This is a genomic window from Cellulophaga sp. RHA19, from assembly GCF_002813425.1.
GTDB lineage: Bacteria > Bacteroidota > Bacteroidia > Flavobacteriales > Flavobacteriaceae > Cellulophaga.
Window position 1 is genome coordinate 2,624,907 of the sequence record NZ_PHUL01000001.1, and the last position, 20,565, is coordinate 2,645,471.

Sequence of the window (20,565 nt, forward strand, 5' to 3'; positions counted from 1 at the left end):
TTGTATGTTAAGCTGTTACGCTTTTTAATTTATCTGCGTGCATTTGTCGCAGTTTAGCTAATTTAGGATCTATAACTACCGTACAATAGCCCATTGTTTTATTGTTTTTATAAAAACTTTGGTGGTCTTCTTCGGCATCATAAAAAACACCTATGGGACTAAGTTCTGTTACAATAGGGTCTGCGTAATACGGAGCCATTTCTGCTAAAACAACCTCAGCAACCTCTTTTTGCATTTGGCTATGGTAATAAATTACAGATCTGTACTGTGTGCCAGCATCTGCACCTTGTCTGTTTAATGTAGTAGGGTTGTGGGTGGTCATAAATATAACCAGTAAATCTTGGTATGATATTTCTGCGGCATTGTAGGTAACCTGTACCACCTCTGCGTGCCCAGTTAAGCCAGAGCATATTTCTCTGTATGTTGGTCTACCAGGCGCAATACCACCTGTATATCCAGAAACTACCTTTTCTACACCTTTAACTTCATTAAAAACTGCTTCTGTACACCAAAAGCATCCTCCACCAACAGTTAACGTTTCTAATTTTCTATTCTTCATTCTTGTATTTCCTTTCTATTTTGTAATTGTAAAGCTTCTGAGTTTATGCAATAGCGTAAACCACTAGGTTCTGGTCCGTCTGGAAAAATATGACCTAAATGAGCATTGCATGTATTGCATAAAACTTCTACCCGTATCATTCCAAAACTACTATCTTTTACATATTTAATAGCATTTTCTTTAATGGGTTGTGTAAAACTAGGCCAACCAGAGTTAGACTTAAACTTAATGTCTGAGTTAAACAATGGCGTATTGCAACAAACACAATTATAGTTACCGTTTACAAAAGAACTACATAAAGCACCTGTGTGTGCTGGTTCGGTTCCTTTTTTACGTGTAATTCTGTATTGTTCTGGTGTTAACAACTGTTTCCACTCACTTTCCGACTTTTCAACTTTAAAATCTGGCTCTAAATTGCCTTTTACAGCAAAATGAATTACATTTTTCCAAGTTAGCATAAACCAATTTCCTTTCTACTTTACAATTGTTATGATACTGTTATATTAATTGTGTGTTTTGTCGTACTAAAAGCAAATTCCTATCAAATTAAAATAAAGAAGAAATTATGTTACAACACGTAAAACAGCAATAGTTTTAAAGATAAGAAGAACTGAATAGACTTAAGGCGTATTTAAGCTATCTTTAAGAGTTTTGTACTGTATATTAATTTTTTTAACTCCGTATTCTATCGCTTTTTCTACATCTACGCCCATATAAATGTCTATGCGGTTGCGCCATTTAGAGTGCATTTTATCTTTAACTAAAAATATACCACTAAAACCTTCTAATTTAACTTTGGTATCTCTTTTTAATCCCAATTGCAGTAAATCTTTAGAAACGGCTATGTATTTATCGCCAGGAGAAAGACTGTCTCCCCAAGCAGCAATAGTAGGTTGTGAAGATGTTTGGTACGCTAAAGAGTTGTATGCTGTTGCTTTAACATTTAAGGTTTTCCAAACATACGGATACTCTTTCTTTTTTAAGCTTGTGTTAGAACAAGAAAAGAGTGTTATACAGCATAAAATAAAGACAAGGTTCTTAATCATTAATTTAAATATACTATAAATTTCACAAAAATAGTATAGGTGCTTTAGGTTCATAAAAAATAAACCCACAACAAAAGCTGTGGGTTTACTAGGCGCAATAAAAATACCGTTTTTAAAAAGTTACGGAAACTTTAGCTTTTAAAAAGAAAGGAGTACCAGGTGTAAAGTGAATTTCATCTACAGGGTTAGTCTCACTAAACAATCTTGTTTCTGTAGCAAACTGACTCTCGTTCCACTCTGTGTCAAACAAGTTCTCTATAATAATTCCGTATGTCCAGTTTTTAGTATTGTAGCTTAGGTTAAAATCTGATAAAAAGTAACCATCTGCAACAATAGAGTTGTCTTCATTGGCAGGTCTGTCTTTTACATATCTGTAATTTAATCCACCAGAAAACTTACCAACGTTTTTAAAGGTTAAACCACCTGCAGCAGTTAAAGAAGGTGCTAGTGGTATGTAATCTTCACCATCTACTTCTTCTGTGCTTCTTGCGTAAGCGTAATTAGCATCACTATAAAAATATAAATTAGGAGTTATATTGTATCTAAAACCTAAGTCTACACCATAACGTTGTGTTTTTCCACTAGGTTCTACCACACCAGCATCACCAACATATACAAACTCTTGTTCTAGAAATAAGCTCCATAAAGCAGCATTAATAACTAGTTTTGATGATGGTTTAAGAATTACACCCAAATCATTGCCATAAGCAGCAGGTAATATTTCTTTACCATTGTTAGCTGTAACCACACGCGTGTCGTTAGAATGAAAACCAATACCCGATTTTAAAAATAATTGTACGCTAGGAGAAGCAGCATAAATAAAGTTTAACTTAGGACTAACAAAAACCTTGTCTTCACTTAAACTAGTATAAGCTGTTTGTAGCTTGTCTATATAATCGTTTTTAAAATAATCTAAACGTAAACCAGGATTAATTGTCCATTTGTTTTTCTTGTACGTAGCGTTTAAAAAACTATACATATTTACTTCATCAATATCACCTAAAGCGTACGTTTCTAATGTAGTTTGTCTGTTTGCAGTGTGAGATAACTCTACGTCATTTACATCATCATACCTAAAACCAACACCAGCTTCTAATTTTAATTGCGAATTGTCTTTATCAAAATGAAAATTATGAGCGTAAACAGATTCGGCTCCAAAAATACTACGAGACTCTTTTTGTTTTATTTGATCTCCGTTAACAGGATCATCTAAAAAGAAAGTAAAATTAGAGAACAGCTCAAAATCGTACTTAGATATAAATGCCTTAGAGGTAAGAGATTCGTGCTCGTTAAATTGTTTGGTATGATTAAACCATAGGTTAGATCTACTAGTTTTACCACCTTCTGTATCGTCTATTGCACCAAACCTGCCAATTAAACCTTGGTCTACTGCACGTTGTGGTATTTGACCAGAAGCATCCCATTTACTTTGAAAATGACTAGCCGTAATAGTAAACTCTTGATCTTTGTAATTATTAAAGTTATAGCGCCCCATTAAGTTTATTCTATTAAAATTCTGAGGAGAATCAAAAACACCATCTGTAAGTACAAGCTCAGAGGCTAAGTACATATTATTTTGTTCTTCATCTAATAACTTAAGCATACTTACAGCACGTAAACTGTTAAATTGTCCAGCTTCTACAGAAAGTAGATTTTTGTTTAACTTCTTTTTAGTTTTTAGGTTTACATACCCAGCAGTGTTAAAGTTACCAACGTTGGCATAGTAAGGACCTTTGCCAAAATCTATATTATCTACCGTTTCTGGTATAATAAAGTGCATATCTGCATATCCTTGTCCGTGTGCATGAGACACCATATTTACAGGTAAACCATCTACGCTTATGGCAACATCTGTACCATGATCAATATCAAAACCACGTAAAAATATTTGTTCTGCTTTACCGCCACCAGCGTGCTGACCAATAATTAGCCCAGGAACTTTACGTAAAATTTCTTGTGAAGACTTTACTGGGGTGGTTTTAACATCTACATTTAAAAACGTACTAAGGGAGTTTACTTTAGATACTAAAACCACTTGATCTAAAGAGACAGCGCTCTCTGTTAAGTTTACTTTTATAGTTGTGTTTAAATGCTCTTCAGTAATTATAATTTGTTTTGTAGCATACCCAAGGTTGTAAAAGAAAACAACATCGTTTAAAGAGACATCATTTAACTTAAAAAAACCAGAGGTGTTAGAGTAGGTGTAATTACCAGTTGTTTGGTTGTACACACTAACACCCTCTATAGGTGTATTGTTGTTAGACATTACAGTACCTTTTAGTTCGTGTGCTTGTATACTGCCAATGGTTGCCAAAAGCAGTAGTATTGTTATAATATATTTCATTTATTGTAGTTTGTTGTAAGCGGTATCCTGTATAGAACTATAACACAGTTTTACACTTAGATACCAGAATTGTAAACGCATAGTATAGCCATAGGTTGTTAAAACCTATAGTAGCTGGCGTTTCTTATATAAATAATTGTTCTTCTGCTTTATATAAGCAGTATTAAGCTAGTGCGCTTTTAGGAGGTTTTTCTACAATTGCTATATAGCCTTTTGCAGTTTTATTTGTACTAGTGTATATATAGTTAATGGTTAGTGTAGTGTTATTTTTAATGTTGTATGCAAATGTGTCTGCAATATGCTTGTCTATTTTAATATCTTGTACAAGACTATCATTAGAGTCGTTTTCTGGTGCGCCAAACAGGTCATTAAAAAAGGTTATAATTTGATGCTCATGATGTATGGCGTGAGAATGACTATGTGCTTTTGTTGAGGTATGGCTGTGCGAGTGTGTTGCAACTGTATTTTGTGCTTCTATTGCGTGAGAAATAGCGTGTAAACCATCTTTAATTTGGTGTTGCAACGGATGTAGCACGTACAACAAGCTAATGCTTATTGCTATAATTTGTACTAAAAGTTGCTTAATATTTGCCATTTTTTGCTTTAAAACACTATGTTATTGTTCTGTATTTAAGTGTTATTTTTGCAGCTACCAAAGCTATAAAAACTTATGCACTCTTGCCATACTAACGAGATAATTTGAGGTAGGGTTTTAAAAAAAGTAAAAAAAATATAAGTTTTTGTTTTTGGTATATGTAAAAGTGTTTAAAATTTAGCTAGTTATGGCAAAAAAAGGAAGAGAAAAGAATACATTAAATAAGGCAAAGCACACAAAGTTAATGGCCAGAAAAATTAATAAAAAGAAAAAAGAAGAGGCATTGCGTAAAGAACGCCTTAAAGCTATTATTAAAAAAGCACAACAAGAGAAAGAAAGTTAGGAAGTACTGAGTAAAACGCATTAAGTCTTATGTTGTGGCATTGTTTATTTAAAACAATGTAATATTACAATAGCCTAAAGCTTATTGTTAAAGGCTAGTTTTAGACACTATAAATAAATTATATTTTTGCAACTGCAGCTTCTACACATCTTTCGCCATCCATAGCTGCAGAAATTATACCACCTGCATAACCACCACCTTCTCCGCAAGGGAACAAGCCCTTTATCTCTGGGTGTTCTAATTTTTCTGTTCTTGGAATATTAACAGGAGATGAGGTTCTAGATTCTACACCAATTATATTAGCTTCAGAGGTGTAATAGCCGTTCATTTTATCTCCAAATGCTTTAAATCCGCCTCTTAAGCGACTGCCAATTAGTTTTGGAAATAGAGAGTGCATAGGAGCAGACTTTAATCCTGGTTGGTATGATGTTTCATTTAGTGTTGTAGATAATTTTCCTTCTACAAAGTCTGTTAATCGCTGTGCAGGTGCAACTTGACTTCTTCCGCCTGCTGTAAAAGCTAGTTTTTCTAAGTCTTTCTGGTATTCTAACCCTTTTAAAACGCCAAACTTATTGTATTTAGGAATATCCTCATCAACATTTATTTCTACAACAATACCAGAGTTTGCGTATAAATTATTTCGTTTAGATGGTGACATACCATTTACCACAACCTCTCCCGGAGCAGTTGCAGCAGGTACTATAAATCCGCCAGGGCACATACAAAAAGAGTATACACCTCTGCCTTTTACCTGTTCTACAAGGCTATATGCAGCAGCAGGCAATAACTCATCTCTTTGTCCACTGCAATGGTATTGTATGCTGTCTATTATGTGTTGTGGGTGTTCTACACGTACACCCATTGCAAAAGATTTTGCTTGTAGTGCAATTTCTTTTTTATGTAGTAAATAGTAAATATCTCTGGCCGAGTGTCCTGTAGCAAGAATTACACTATTTACAGGCATTTCATCACCATTTTCTAAGATAATAGCTTTTAAAGTATTGTTTTGTATATCAAAATCTACCACTTTAGTATCAAAATGTACTTCGCCACCATATTTTATAATGTTTTCTCTAATATTTTGTACAAGTTTAGGTAGTTTGTTGGTACCAATATGTGGGTGTGCATCTACCAAAATTTGGTCTGTTGCTCCGTGATACACTAGATTTTCAAAAATTCTACGTACATCACCACGCTTAAGACTACGAGTGTATAGTTTACCGTCTGAGTATGTGCCAGCACCACCTTCACCAAAGCAATAATTAGAGTCTTGGTTTACAATGTGCTCTTGGTTAATTGCTTTTAAATCTCTTCGTCTGTCTTGTACATTTTTACCACGCTCTAAAACAATAGGTTTGTAACCTAGCTCTATACAACGCAGTGCGGCATACATACCTGCAGGACCAAAACCAATAATATGAACTTCTTTGGCGTTAGAAACATCTTTATAGTCAAACGTATAATTACTGCTTTCTGGAGCAGGTTCTTTTATGTAAACAGATACTTTATAATTAAAGTAAATGGTAGGCTTACGTGCATCTATAGACTTACGATCTACTTTTACGGCTGTAATTTCTGATGTTGGAATACCTAAATATTCTGCAGCTTTTTTGGTTAGAATCCCTTTTATAGGTTCTTCTTTTAATGTTGTTCTAAGCTGAATGTTTCTTACCATACCGCAAAAGTACCATTTTAAAAGAATTTCTCTTTTTTTGTTTTTGAATTATTTTAGGTTGATGATGTAATTCCGTTTTCAATGTATAATAATTGCTATTTTTGTAAACTTAGTATTGTTAAAATAGTTGTTTTTAGATTCGTAGTTTTTTGAGAAAATCAATTTATATGTTTAAAATCATATATTTTAAATTATATGTTATATAGCATATAATTGTGTTTATATGTTAAATAGCATATATTTGATAAAAAATAAAAAATGATAGCAGTTATAACAGGTGATATTATTAATTCTAGAACAGAGGATGTAGCTGTTTGGTTGCCAGTACTTAAGTCAGAATTACAAAAAATAGGTACAGACCCTAATGATTGGGAAATATACAGAGGAGACAGTTTTCAATTAAAAACAACACCAAAGTTGGCGTTAAAAGTAGCTTTTAAACTAAAAACGGTACTAAAGCAGTTTAAAACATTAGATGTTAGAATGGCAATAGGAATAGGAGAAGAGAGCTATATTGCAGATAAGGTTACAGAAGCAAACGGTAGTGCTTATGTAAATTCTGGCGAGTGTTTTGAAGAGTTAAAAAAGCAAACTTTAGCAATAAAAACCCCTTGGAAAGATTTTAATGTAGTTTTAAATTTAGTGTTAGATGTGTTAGAGCTGACTGTTAATAATTGGACACCAAATTACGCGCTTTTAATAAAAGAAAGCTTAGAAGATACAACTGTAACACAAAAAGAGTTGGCAGAAAAACTAGATAAAAAACAAAGTAACATAAGTACTAGTTTAAAAAAAGCTGGCTTTGATGAGATTTTAAAAATATTAGATTACTATAACACACAAATAGAAAAACTATGTTAGTATTTACCTTAAAGTTGCTTTTAGCTCATATTTTAGGCGATTTTGTGTTGCAACCCAATAGTTGGATAAAAGACAAGCAAGAAAAGAAACAAAAATCTGTATACCTTTATTTGCACATACTTGTACATTTAACTGCTTTGCTTGTAATTTTTGAGTTTAACTTAACCTACTTTTTAGGAATAGGAACAATTATAATTACTCATTATTTAATAGATTTAGCAAAACTTATATTACAGAATGATGCCAATGCAAGAGTGTTATTTTTTTTAGATCAAGCATTGCACTTGGTAATATTAGTATTGGTAGCTACTACTTATACAGATTATAGTTTAGACCTAGCTTATTTAACTACTCCTAATGTAATACTATTTTTAATAGCTATTTTTTTACTTACAAATGTGTCTTCTATTTTAATGAAAGTTATAATTTCTAAATGGAAATTAGAGGACGACACAAAAAAATCACTAAAAAATGCAGGTGCTTACATAGGTGTGTTAGAGCGCTTGTTTATTTTTATGTTTATTGTTTTGGGACAATGGAGTGGAATAGGGTTTTTACTAACAGCTAAATCTGTTTTTAGGTTTGGAGATTTATCTAAAGCAAACGATCGTAAGTTAACAGAATACATATTAATAGGAACTTTAATAAGCTTTGGGTTGGCTATTTTAATAGCTTTAGGATATAATTATATAATAGAACAATTACCTAAATAGTATTGTTATGAAGTTAGGGAACGAAAAAACATCGCCTTCTAAAATGCAAAAAATGTTACATTTAAACTATGATAGGGATGATGATATTTGGCTAACTAATACTCAGACTTTACGTAAATTAATAGGTGTTTTAGGCATTATATTACCTGTGCTATTATTTGGTTTTTTATGGCTTACAACAGAGCATCCAAGCACATTAGAATCTATTAGTCATTATTACTATACACGTGCAAACCCTATTTTTATTATAGTTGTAAGTATTATGGCTATATTTTTAATGGTATATAAAGGCAGAGAGCCTATAGATTTTTATGTCTCTTTTATAGCAGGGCTTTTTGCAATTTTATTACTACTGTTTCCTACAGATAATATAGCGGTTACGTGTTGTGATGCAGATGCAGCATATAGTGTAACATATATAGAAGATAGTGTTTGGCGTGTACGTTTTCATTACATAGCAGCAGCTATATTTTTGCTAAGTCTTAACTATATGTCGCTCTTTATTTTTACAAGATCTAACAAACCAAAGGCAGAACGCACTAAAGAAAAAAAGCAGCGCAATACCATTTATAAAATAAGCGGAATATTAATGTTGTCTGCATTAACTGTAATAGTGCTAGGTTTATTAAAAGTAATACCAGAAGATGTGTATTACCAAAACCACATTACTTTTTGGATGGAGACCGTTGCTATAGAGTGTTTTGGAATAGCTTGGTTAGTAAAAGGAGAAACTATTTTTACTGATTAAAAGTATAAAACCCCTGAAAAAATCAACAATTTCAAGGGTCTTATGGTAAAATATGGACAATCTACATAAATAGCCTAGACTATTTAAATTTTAGCATAAGCAAATAGCATAAGTAGGTTTTTGTATGTTTTTGCTTTGCTTGTGTGCTTTTAAGCACAATCTAACTGTCTTAGCCTGTCCAATGCTTCAGACTTAGAATTTACATTAAGTTTTAAGTATATGTTTTGAATATGAAAGTTTACTGCACTTGCAGTAACAAATAATTTTTCTGCTATTGTTTTGTACGTAGCTCCTTCAAACAATAAATCTATAATTTCGTTTTCTCTTTTAGAAAACTCACTAAAAGATTTACGCTGAAACATAGATATTACTTGCTTAGCAATATCATTACTAAGTGCAGCGCCATCAACTTTAATAGAGTTTAAGGCATCATAAAGCCTCATTTCTGTAAGCGGTTTAGTTAGGTAACCATTTGCTCCGTTTTTAAAAGCTTTTTTAATTAGCGTAAAATCATTTTGTTCACTAACAATTATAATTTTAGCATTAATTGCTTTCTTTTTAAATTTAATAAGTACGTCTATACCACCTAATTCTTCTTCAGGAATATCTGTAATAATAATATCTGGTGATACAGTTGTAGAAGATCTTAAAGCTTCTTTTGCAGAACCATATATACCAATTAGGTTGTAGTCTGAGTATAACTCAAAATAGTGCTTGTACGTTTTTTTAAACAGTGGATCGTTATCTATTACAATAACATTTAAATTTTTAGTTTGCATAAGTTGGGGGTTTTTGCATACTTAAAAGCATACAGGTTAAGTTTATAAGTGAAATTTGGGGTAGTATTTATTTTTAAAATAGGCCATAGAAATCCATTCTTAACTATTTTTTACAATAATTAAGTACTATTTAATAGATAAATATTATACTTAAAATTAAAAGGGTAGGGGTTACTCTTATTTTTTAATTTTAGCTACAATACTATATAAATAATAGTTTTCTAGACAGTCAAAAAAAATTAAATACTGAGATTAAAATAACGTTTACAGCGTAGATGATCATTTTTTTGTAGGGGTAAAAATGACTGCTGATTGCAGTTTTTGTAGGCTTGTTTTTGGTTACTTTTTAAAGTGTAAAAAAGTGTCATATAATTTGGGTTTTTCGGGGGTTAAAGAAACCTTTTTACAAGCTTCTAAATTTAATTTTTAGAGTAGATAAATATTATATTTTAATTGATTTAAGCTTTTTCCTAACGTTCATTTTAATAGAAAAAGCTTTGTTTATTAAATAGGTTCTATACTATTTATCTGTATCTCTATACTAAAGATATGACTTTTGCGTTATCTGGCAAAATTTAAAAGTAAGTAAAATCGTATTTAAAAATAGTTAAACTGCATTTCAACGTCACTTTTGTGCTTTTGAGCGTTTATCAGGAAAGGGCTAATCGATAAAGTGTTAAAAAATTAACACCTTATTTAGAATAATTCTAAAGTATGTTTATTAGATGAAATACACTTTTTTGTAAAAAAAAATAGTCCAAAAGACAAGTATAAGAACGTTATATACTTTGTCTTTTAGGACTACCCGCAACCCCCGATGCGTAATTTTCACTTATAAAATAACCCAATTTTTCCTCTTGGGAGAGGCAACTTATATTGTATTAATCTTCATATATATTTGAAGCTGTAGCAGTTGAAGCAGAATATGTAGGTTTGTCTACCTTTAATATCCATTTTTCATCCTGGTATTTACCGTTTAGGTTAGATGCGTATGCATCTTCAGCATCTTGCATATAACTGTAGTCTGCTAAGTACACATAGTAAAGATCATTTTCTTTATTATAAAATTGCTTAGCATCTATATTTTCTTTTTTAAGTTTAGCCATAAAAGCATCTAAGTACTTTTTTGTTTTATACACATTTGCAATAACGTAGAAGCCAGACTTAACACCATCCATATCTGATTGGTTTACTACTTTTAAAGGAATCTTCTTAAATTTTTTGTTCTCTGTTGTTGCAGCAACTTTTTTATCTGCATCTAACTTATAAGTAACCTTTTTAGTTGTTGTAGCTGCTACAGCGCTGTTAGGTACTGTGTTTACTTCTTGTGCTGTAGTTTGTAGGTTTTGTTTAATATCGTTTCTTAAAATACGTACTATAGACTCAAACTTTTTTTCTAAATCTCTGCTTCTAGCATTTTCTATAGAATCTTGTCTTAAAATAAGCTCATCTAAAATTAATCTGTTTTCATAAGCTAAAGAGTTTACGTCTGTTTGTACAGTTGTTTGCTCTGTAACAGCTCTAGATTTAGAAGCTCTTTTATTTTTACGGTTGTCTTTTTTCTTTTTGCTATTTAATGTAACACTTTGCGACTCAAAGTTTTTTACAATTGAGTTAAACTTATCTTGCACTTTGTTTTTTGGAGTATTTGTAGTGCTAGCGTATGTGTTTATGTTGCTATTGTTAGTAGTGTTACTTTTAGGAGTATTGTCTTGCTCTCTTTTTAAGCTATTTTGCTTTGTTATTAATGCTAATATTTCATTTTCTCTTTTTTTGCTAGAAATAGCCATTCTGGTAGCAACTTTACCGCTTTCTAATGCTACAATTCTTTCTTTATCTCTTTTTTGATCTTCCATAAGAGCTAAAATTTGCTCTTCATAATTTCTTATAATATTGTCTACTTTACGGTCTTGTGATTCTTGCTTATCATTAGTAGCAAATGCAGGACCGTTGTTTTTAAATGTATATGCTAAAGACAACTCATGGTTCCACCCTAAATCTGTTTCGTTGTTCATTATATCTTTTTCTAGCAAATAACCTAAAGACATTTTGTTGTTTAAGTTAAATCCTAACCCCATAGATACTCCGTGTTCGTTGTCTATTGTAGATTGTAACCATCCGTACTTAGGTAAATCTAATAACATAGAACCTATATAAGATATGTTTCCGTTTTCGTTTTTACCCACTTGTACAAGAGGCATAAACCTTGCTTCTGCAAATAAACCTCTAGTAGCATTAAATGGTTGTGTGTATTGTAAAGATGCCTTTACACTTTTATCATTAAAGTTAGTAGAAAAAGCATTTGTTGTTTGGTTATATCTTACTAAATCTTTAGCGTAAATACCAACATCAAATCTACCAACAGATAGTGTAATAGCAGGCTGTATAGCTAATTTACTTTCTTTTTTAGCATCTATTAACTGTAAATCGTTATTGTCTGCTACAATTCTGTTTTTATCTAATCCCTCGTTAAAATAAGTAACATTAGCGCCAAATGTAAGCATACTCTTTTCACCTAGTTGTACAGCAGTTGCATAATTTGCATTAAAGCCAAACTCTTGTACAACACCAGCCCACTGACTGTAAATACCAATACCAAAAGCGGCATTGTCGTTAATTTTACTACTAAAACCTACAAAATAGTTTTGTACGTTATCATCAAAAGTTGCGTACTGGTTTCTATGCAAAATGTTTAAGTAAGATTTATTTTCTCTTACCAATGAAAAGGTAGGATTTATTAAAAATCTATTAAAAAACATTTGATTGTGGTACGAATTGCTTGAACTATTTTCTGAAACAGTAGCTTCTTGTGCAGTTACTGTTTGTAAGCCTAATACAATACATATTAAAGCTAGTAAATAGATTTTGTTAGATGATGAAACTTGACTTTTCATAGTAGTAAAAATTACGGTTATTTTTGGGGTGAAAGTGATAAGTACTTTTTTTTACTTAAGTACTGTAAAAGAATTATAAACTAAGGGGGTGGTTTATAATACTTGGTTCTTAATCTTCAAAAACAGATGTTGAGTAGTTTATTGATGATTCATCATTAACAGCCTCTAAAGAGTTAAAATCTCTTTTGTTACTGTTGGTATAAGTAAAGGCTACTTTTTCTACATTACCTTGTCCTCGGTTAGACATTACATAGCCCATTCCATTTTTAGATCTTAAGTCTAAAGAAAAATCATCTTTGTCGCTATTAATTTTACTTCCTAAGTTTGCAGCAATACCAACTTTACGTTGTCCAACTTCTACCATATATATATCTAGTCCGCCATATCCTTTATGTCCGTTAGATGCAAAAAATAAAGAGTTTCCGTTTACTACTTTAGGATACAAGTCGTTTTTTTCTGTGTTTACTTTTTTTCCTAAGTTTTTAGCAACTCCAAATTCTCCTTTTGAGTTAATAGAAGCTACATATATATCAAACTTACCAAAAGTACCAGGCATATTAGAAGCAAAAAATAAACGTTTACCATCTTCAGAAACAGTAGGGTGCATTGCCGAGTAGTTTTTAGGTGCTAAAGCAATTTCTTTTACGTTTTTCCATTTTCCGTTAACATTTTCAGCTCTATATATTTTATGAACTATTTCTTTTTTAGAAAAAATTCCGGTAGCTGGCTTCACATAAACACCTTTACTAAAGTAAGCTGTTTTACCATCTGCAGTTACTGCAACTGGTGTTTTGTATGCATTGTGTTTATCTTTAATTTCTTCTAAGTAATTATTTTGCTGAGATACTGTTTCTAGAGAAGAATTACCTCTTGGGTTAAAACTATAGTCGCCATATTTACCAGCATAAGTAGTATTGTTTTTTTGCTTTGTAGTTTTATAATCACTAGCAACAGCTTTCATCCAATCTTTATTGTCACTAGCATTGTCTGTAGTGCTTACACCAACTTTTTTAAGTGCAAATTGGTAACGTTCTTGGTAGCTATTGTTTAGCATTTTATCTTTGCTAACATCTTTTAGTTTCTTGTACCAAAAAATAGCTGTTTTGTATTTTTTTACTAAAAAGTTAGCGTTACCAAGATCTTCGTAAATCTCTTTGTCTGCGTAACCTAAGTTTTTAAGTTGTTTGTAGTTGTCAATTCTTTTTTGAACTTCTACGGTTGTAGTTTTTGAAGAGTTATGAGCAACTGATTTTTGTGCTGATAACGAATAGCAAAAGAAAGTAGATATACATACTATTGCTGCTTTGTGGGTTATTAAATTTTTCATAAGATAAGGGGTTATATTATTCTTACATCAAAGATCTAGAATTAACCCGTTACTTATACTAGTAAATATTCATAGGTTTTTGTAAAAAAGGCTCATTTCATCGATTAAAATCATTTTTTATATGCTGAAATGCACTTTTTAGAGCTTTTCGACTAGTTTTCCACATATAATTTCAAACTCAGCCTTTAACTGATTTTCATCAATAGGTTTACGAATTATGTGCATTGGGTTTGTTTTATTTGCTCTTTCTATTGTAGATGCATCAGAGTTACCAGTTATAAAAACAAATGGTATTTGATAATCTTTATTTATTACCTCTGCAACTTCAATACCGTCTTTATCTCCGCTTAATCCTATATCTAATAATATAATGTCTGGTGAAAAAAAGCGTAAGGCAGACATAGCCTCGTTACTATTACTTGCTGTTCTAACAATATTATTGTCTATACCTTCTATAATGCTCTCTATAAACATTTGGATAATCATATTATCCTCTACTATGAGTACTTTTAATGCCATAATTTATGATGTTTGTTCTATTTCTTGAAATGTGATGATGTAATTTGTTCCTTTTTTAGAGTTGTCTTTTTCTATGTTACCTCTAAGTTGTAGGGCTAGCTTGTGTATAAGTTTTAAACCCAGTGATTTTGTGTTTCTAAAATTTATACTTTTTGGAAATCCTTTTCCGTTATCTCCTATTAATAGTAAAAAATTTGGGTACACCAGTTTTTTTACTTCAATACTTAAAGTACCCTCTTCTGTATTTGTAAAGCCGTACTTTAATGAATTTGTAATTATCTCGTTAATCATTAAACCTAATGGTACAGAGGTATCAATATTTAAAAATAAATCTGTTGCTTTAATGTCTAATTTTATGTTTGTGTTATTGCCTTTCATAGAAATTAGCATTGTGTTTGCTAATTGGCTCATATACTCACCATAATTAATTCTACTTAAGTCATTAGAGCGGTATAACATTTCATGAATAATAGCCATTGAGTTTATTCTATATTGGCTATACCTAAATAAAGCTCTAGTTTCTTCGTCTTTAATAAAGCTAGACTGCAGGCTTAATAAGCTAGTTATAACCTGTAAATTATTTTTTACTCTATGGTGTATTTCTTTTAAAAGTGTATCTCTTTCTGATAATCTAGACTCTACTGTATGGTTTAATTGAGATATATTTTCGTTTTTAATGTATAGGCTATATACAATAATTAAAAAAATGAGCAATCCTAAATTAAGTAAAGCAGCATTCTTATAGGTCTCAAACTCAAACAGAGCAATTTTTTCTTTGGTATTATTGGTTTTGTGTGTTGTATATATGGTCCAATTGTGGTTGCCCTCTAAGCTTAATTGTTTTGTAAAAAATAAATTATTACCATTTTCATCTTTTTTATTAAAGTCTACGTCATCTTTTTTATATAATTTTTTACTGTCTCCATAGAATATTTCACCTTTTGCATTTAAAATGGTTAGGTTATAATTATCTAAGTTTTTAAACCAGTTTTTTGCATTTAAGTTTAAACCAACAATTCCTTGTAATTTTTTATTTGCATATACTGGTGTAAAAAATCGTATTGTTGGTCTGTATGGTTTTTCAATTTGTTTTTTCTCTACATTAAGATCTAAATGAGAAACATAAACTTCGTTTTTATGTAATTGTATAGCTTCTTTAAAGTAATACCTGTTAGATTTATCTTGAAATTTTTCAGATGAAGTTAAAGAGTCTATATCTACACGTATAACTTCTATACCTTTAGAGTTAATTAATCTAGCCTGAAAATAATTTGGGTCTACATCTATAAAACTTTTTAATTTTTTTTCAATTTCTAAGATAGATACGTTATTTTCTAAATCTAATTCTACTAATTGACTAATAAATAATACGTTTTTTCTACTAATATTATATAATTCATTTAGTTTTGATTCTGATTCTACTAGCTTGTTGGTAGATTTAATACTCTCTACCAAAACTATATTTTTTGTGTACGACTGTACTTGATTATATGAAACGTTCCATATAATCACAGAAATTATCAAGAATAGTACTACAGATATGAGTATGAGTTTTTTGCCCATAGTATAGGTGGAAAAAAGGGGGTTAAAGGTTTGTAACTTTTAAATGGTACTATAAAGCTACAAAATACTTCTTGTTTATGTAGTATTTTTAACACCTAAAATTTTAACTATTTTGTTACAATAGTATAGAAAGCAGGCATTTAATTATAGACTGTATCTTTTTATGTATGGTTGGTAAATACTAATTTGTTCTTTTTTTACCTAAATGTTAAAGACTTCTTAATTAGTTATTTGATATTTGTATTGTTTATGTTTTTATGAACTTTTATATTTATTATTTATCTGTAAGTTTGCTTATTTATTACAGATTATTCTTTTAATAATATAGTCTTATCTTACATAAAATGTAGTTAAGTATTGCATTATAGAATAGCTTAATCCTTTTGTTTTAAATTAATTAAATTATGTAGTATTTATTTTTATTTCTTTATAAGAAATTACTTACCTTTGAATTCCCCAAGCATTTTACAAACTTAATTATTTACGATATGAAGAAAATTGTACTCAAATTCTACTTTATTGCTAAAAACAAGTTTTTGGCTTGTAACTCTTTCTATAATAACTATTTAAAATTTAGTCATTCTATATTAGGCTGTACAGCTTAAAGTTTTGTTTTATAAAAAACATATAGTGTGTAATTATACAATATAGCTGCTTTTTAGATTACAGTTAATACTCTAACAGGTTATATTATTAGTTGTAGCTGTGCTTTTTTATGAAAACAGACTTTTGCTCTTACATAAAAATATAATAAATCTTATGACTACTTACTAAAGTTTTTTAAACAAAAAAGTATAGACATTAGAAAGTTCCTTGTGCGTAAATTTTATAATTTATCTTCAAGGGCAATAGGACTGGTATGTCTATTCTTATCTGTTAAAAACAAAGTCAAAATCTTTTATTTAGGTCATAAGTAATTTATTATCAATTAATTAATTCTTAATTTAATTTTACTACTATGAAATTATTAAAACCTTTTTTATTAGTTACATGCTTGTTTGTAAGCGTGTTTTTAAAGGCTCAAACTCCAGACGGAGAACTAAAACGATGGCACAAATTATCGTTAACATTTAATGGGCCAAGTACAACAGAGACCTCTAACCCAAATCCATTTTCAGATTACAGGTTAGACGTTACATTTACACACATAAGCAGTAGCAGAAGTTATACTGTGCCTGGTTATTTTGCAGCTTGTGGTGATGCAGAAAACACAGGTTGTAGCTCTGGTAATAAATGGAGAGTAAATTTTGCTCCGGATGATATTGGAGCTTGGAACTGGACAGCTGTTTTTAAGTCAGGATCAAATGTAGCTATTAATGGTGGTGGTTCTAATGCAGGATTTATGAATGGTGCAACCGGAACCTTTAACATTGCAGAATCTGATAAATCTGGTAAAGATTTTAGAAGAAAAAACCTAGGTAGGCTACAGTATGTGGGAGAACACTATTTAAAACATACTGGTACTAACCCTAATAAACCAAATGGTCCTTGGTTTTTAAAAGTAGGCGCAGATTCTCCAGAAAATAGGTTTCACTACGTAGATTTTGATGGTACACCTGGTAACACAGCAGGTGGTAACAAAAGTAAAACTTGGCAAGCACATACTAGAGATTATGTAGCTACAGATGCTAGTGCTTATACCTGGAACGGTGGTAAAGGAAAAGGTTTGCTAGGTTCTATTAATTACTTATCTGGTCAGGGAGCAAATGTGATATCTTTTTTAACATGGGCAGCTGGTGGTGATGATGGTGCTGTTTTTCCTCATATATTAAAAGTTTCATCAAGCGATTATTCTAGTACGGGTAAATCTGGACAATGGAATAAATTACATAAAGATAGGTTTGATGTATCTAAACTTGCCCAGTGGGAGAAAGTGATGGAATACGCTGATAAAAAAGGAATGTATCTGCATTTTAAAACAATGGAAACAGAGAATTGTGAAAAAATGGATGGTCATACTTTTGGTAGAGAAAGAAAACTGTATTACCGCGAGTTAATTGCTAGATTTGGTCACCATTTGGCATTAAACTGGAACTTATCTGAAGAAACGACACTTAAAGATGAAGTTGTAAAATCTACAGTTAATTACATAAAAAACCTAGATCCGTATAAGCACCATATTGTATTACACACATATCCAGGACAACAAGACCAAAGATACAATCCGTTAATTGGTAATAAATCTAACCTTACAGGTGTATCTGTACAAACAAGTCAAAATAATGTACATAAAGATATACGTAGATGGGTAATAAACTCAAGAAATGCTGGTAGAAAATGGGTGGTAGCAAATGATGAGCAAGGTAGTGCAACACAAGGTATTATGGTGTCTGACAAGCAGGTTAGAGAAAAAGTACTTTGGGCAACATTTTTAGCTGGTGGTGCTGGTGTAGAGTATTACAGTGGTTACACTAGTGATGATGGAGATCTTAACGGTCAAGATCATAGAAAAAGAGGAGCTAAATATAAAGAAGGAAGCTATGCTCTTAACTTTTTTAATGAAAACCTTTTATCTGGTATAACAAAAATGGTTTCAGATGATGGTATTACTGCAGATAGTAAAGATTATGTTTTTGCTGAAGAAGGAAAAACATATGCTATTTACAGACCAAACGGAGGAAGCACATCTTTAAGCTTACCTAGTGGTAACAATAAATATAATGTGCAATGGTTTAACCCTAGAGCAGGAGGTAATTTAACAGCTAAAACTACTTTGGGTTCTAATTTAGTAGCTCCAGATAATAATGACTGGGTTGCTTTAGTTACAAGTAAAAATGACGACGGTAATGCAGGTGGTTGTACTAATAACCTAGCAGCAACACTAACTCAAGATGCTTATTTGCAAGGAACAACAAGGTTTAATAACGGCGATTTAAGAGTTGAGAGTGGTAAAAGACTGGCTTACCTACAATTTACCGTACCAGCAACAACTAAAACGGTTACAAGTGCAAAACTAGAGTTAACAGTTTCTAGTGATGGTGGTAATGGCTTAATAGAGGTTTTTAAAGGTAGTGCAAACAGTTGGTCAGAGGCTAACTTGTCTAATTCTAACAAACCATCAGAAGGTGTTAAATTAGGATCATTAAATACCAATTACAGTATTGGTAATACATACACTTGGAACCTGTCTAACGTAACACCAGGACAAACAATTTCTTTAATTGTAAAGCAAACAGGTGGTAATGATGTTTCTTTTTCTTCAAAAGAAGGAGTGGCTTCTCCAAGACTTATTTTAAATATTGAGTGTGATGAAGTTAGTAGTGCAGTTGATACTTCTATTTCTTTACCAGGAATTTTAGAAGCAGAAAGTTTTACAGATCAATTAGGTATTGAAGTAGAAAACACATCTGATGTTGGTGGAGGAAAAAACATTGGATATGTAGAAAGTGGTGATTTTACCAGCTACAAAGTAAGTGTAGCAGAAGCAGGTGTTTATAAAGTGCAGGCTAAAGTAGCAACAAAAACTACAGGAGGTAAAATTAAGATTAATGCAGATGGTACCAGTGTTGGTGAACTAACAGTTGCAAACACAGGAGGCTGGCAAACTTGGCAAACGGTAAGCACAACTGTTAATTTAGAAGCAGGAGAGCAAACACTTCAATTAAACTTTACAGGTGGTTCTGGTTATTTATTTAATGTAAATAAGCTAATTTTTGAAGAAGATGTTACTACCGTAGAGCCTGGCAATGATTGTATTGCTGTAGAAAAAAATGGAGTAGTAGCTGTAGAAGCAGAACATTTTCATAGTCAGTCTAAAGATGGAGATAGAAAATGGTATACTTTTAATGAAACTACAACAGGTACTACAACTCCAGATCCAGATGCAAACCACTATAACGGAGCAAGTGGTAGTGGATATTTAGAAATTTTACCAGATACAAGGGTAACTCACAGTGACCCTCTTAACGCTCAGAGTTTCTCTAATCAACCAGGAAAAATAGCAATAGTAGATTACAAAGTAAAGTTTACTAGTCCAGGAAAGTATTTTGTATGGGTAAGAGCATACTCTACAGGATCTGAAGATAATGGTGTACACGTTGGTATTAATGGTACTTGGCCAGCTTCAGGACAAAAAATGCAATGGTGTTCTGGTAAACAGCAATGGACTTGGGAGAGCAAACAACGTACAAATGCAAATCATTGTGGAGAACCACAAAAAATATTTGTTGATGTACCAAGTGCAGGAGTGCATACAATTTCTTTTTCAATGAGAGAGGATGGGTTTGAGATGGATAAGTTTGTACTTTCTAAGACGTATACTAAACCTGTTGGATCTGGACCAGAAGAAGTTTTAGAGGGCTGTTCTAGTTCTAGTTCTAGAAGTGCTGCTGTTACTTTAAAAGTTATGAGTAGTGAGGTTAAAGTTTTTCCTAACCCTGCACAAGATTATATAACTGTTTCTGGTGTTACTACTGGAGAACAAATTATTGTATATGATTTTACAGGCAATGTAGTACTTAAAAAAGTAGCTAGTACTACAGCTGAAACCTTAGATGTATCAACCTTAAAATCGGGTAAATATATAATTAAAACTCAAGGAGAAAAAGGCATTCATTTTTTAAAAAAATAATTAACCTATAGCTATTTGGGAGTATATCC

16 protein-coding genes are annotated in these 20,565 nt (G+C 31.5%); 5 read left to right on the forward strand and 11 right to left on the reverse strand.

What is annotated here, in order from left to right; translation table 11 throughout:
* Positions 1-7: 7 nt before the first annotated feature.
* The 5 genes from msrA to AX016_RS11630 all read right to left on the reverse strand — a co-directional run bounded on the left by msrA (position 8) and on the right by AX016_RS11630 (position 4,544).
* Positions 8-559, reverse strand: coding sequence for a peptide-methionine (S)-S-oxide reductase MsrA (gene msrA / locus AX016_RS11610; protein WP_100895766.1), 552 nt, complete (start codon positions 557-559; stop codon positions 8-10).
* A complete protein-coding gene (gene msrB, locus AX016_RS11615) occupies positions 556-1,017 on the reverse strand; it encodes a peptide-methionine (R)-S-oxide reductase MsrB (RefSeq protein ID WP_100895767.1) in 462 nt (153 codons plus the stop codon). The genes msrA and msrB overlap by 4 nt, the downstream gene beginning before the upstream one ends.
* Before the next feature lie 162 nt (positions 1,018-1,179).
* Entirely contained in the window at positions 1,180-1,605 is a 426-nt protein-coding gene (locus tag AX016_RS11620) for a 3D domain-containing protein (RefSeq protein WP_100895768.1), read from the reverse strand.
* Between the two features lie 112 nt (positions 1,606-1,717).
* Entirely contained in the window at positions 1,718-3,949 is a 2,232-nt protein-coding gene (locus tag AX016_RS11625) for a TonB-dependent receptor (RefSeq protein WP_100895769.1), read from the reverse strand.
* Positions 3,950-4,112: 163 nt separating this feature from the next.
* Positions 4,113-4,544, reverse strand: a complete 432-nt coding sequence (locus AX016_RS11630) for a hypothetical protein (protein ID WP_100895770.1) — start codon at positions 4,542-4,544, stop codon at positions 4,113-4,115.
* Positions 4,545-4,731: 187 nt separating this feature from the next.
* On the opposite strand from AX016_RS11630, the gene AX016_RS17295 reads away from it, so the two are divergent.
* A complete protein-coding gene (locus tag AX016_RS17295; protein ID WP_198519433.1) occupies positions 4,732-4,887 on the forward strand; it encodes a hypothetical protein in 156 nt (51 codons plus the stop codon).
* Between the two features lie 118 nt (positions 4,888-5,005).
* Here AX016_RS17295 and AX016_RS11635 read toward each other — a convergent pair whose 3' ends face one another.
* On the reverse strand, positions 5,006-6,562 hold the full coding sequence (locus tag AX016_RS11635; protein WP_100895771.1) for an NAD(P)/FAD-dependent oxidoreductase: 1,557 nt from the start codon (positions 6,560-6,562) through the stop codon (positions 5,006-5,008).
* Between the two features lie 258 nt (positions 6,563-6,820).
* Between AX016_RS11635 and AX016_RS11640 the strand changes: the two genes are divergently transcribed.
* Genes AX016_RS11640 through AX016_RS11650 form a run of 3 tightly spaced genes read left to right on the forward strand, consistent with a single transcriptional unit; the run spans position 6,821 to position 8,884 of the window.
* Positions 6,821-7,423 carry a SatD family protein gene (locus AX016_RS11640; RefSeq protein WP_100895772.1) on the forward strand — a complete coding sequence of 201 codons (603 nt, stop codon included), beginning with the start codon at positions 6,821-6,823 and terminating at the stop codon, positions 7,421-7,423.
* Positions 7,417-8,136, forward strand: a complete 720-nt coding sequence (locus tag AX016_RS11645; RefSeq protein ID WP_100895773.1) for a DUF3307 domain-containing protein — start codon at positions 7,417-7,419, stop codon at positions 8,134-8,136. Before AX016_RS11640 ends, AX016_RS11645 begins: the two co-directional genes overlap by 7 nt.
* 7 nt (positions 8,137-8,143) lie before the next feature.
* On the forward strand, positions 8,144-8,884 hold the full coding sequence (locus AX016_RS11650) for a hypothetical protein (protein WP_100895774.1): 741 nt from the start codon (positions 8,144-8,146) through the stop codon (positions 8,882-8,884).
* 149 nt (positions 8,885-9,033) lie between these two features.
* Here AX016_RS11650 and AX016_RS11655 read toward each other — a convergent pair whose 3' ends face one another.
* The 5 genes from AX016_RS11655 to AX016_RS11675 all read right to left on the reverse strand — a co-directional run bounded on the left by AX016_RS11655 (position 9,034) and on the right by AX016_RS11675 (position 15,966).
* The gene (locus AX016_RS11655; protein ID WP_100895775.1) at positions 9,034-9,663 is read right to left on the reverse strand and encodes a response regulator; all 630 of its coding nucleotides are present in this window, start codon (positions 9,661-9,663) and stop codon (positions 9,034-9,036) included.
* Positions 9,664-10,544: 881 nt separating this feature from the next.
* On the reverse strand, positions 10,545-12,557 hold the full coding sequence (locus tag AX016_RS11660) for a PorP/SprF family type IX secretion system membrane protein (protein WP_100895776.1): 2,013 nt from the start codon (positions 12,555-12,557) through the stop codon (positions 10,545-10,547).
* Positions 12,558-12,666: 109 nt separating this feature from the next.
* Complete coding sequence (locus AX016_RS11665; protein ID WP_100895777.1) at positions 12,667-13,884, reverse strand: TolB family protein; 1,218 nt, start codon at positions 13,882-13,884, stop codon at positions 12,667-12,669.
* A gap of 138 nt (positions 13,885-14,022) precedes the next feature.
* Positions 14,023-14,403 (reverse strand): response regulator, encoded by a 381-nt coding sequence (locus tag AX016_RS11670; protein ID WP_100895778.1) that lies wholly within the window; start codon positions 14,401-14,403, stop codon positions 14,023-14,025.
* A gap of 3 nt (positions 14,404-14,406) precedes the next feature.
* Positions 14,407-15,966 (reverse strand): sensor histidine kinase, encoded by a 1,560-nt coding sequence (locus AX016_RS11675; RefSeq protein WP_100895779.1) that lies wholly within the window; start codon positions 15,964-15,966, stop codon positions 14,407-14,409.
* Between the two features lie 958 nt (positions 15,967-16,924).
* Here AX016_RS11675 and AX016_RS11680 point away from each other — a divergent pair.
* Positions 16,925-20,536, forward strand: coding sequence for a carbohydrate-binding protein (locus AX016_RS11680; protein ID WP_100895780.1), 3,612 nt, complete (start codon positions 16,925-16,927; stop codon positions 20,534-20,536).
* The last annotated feature ends 29 nt before the right edge of the window (positions 20,537-20,565 follow it).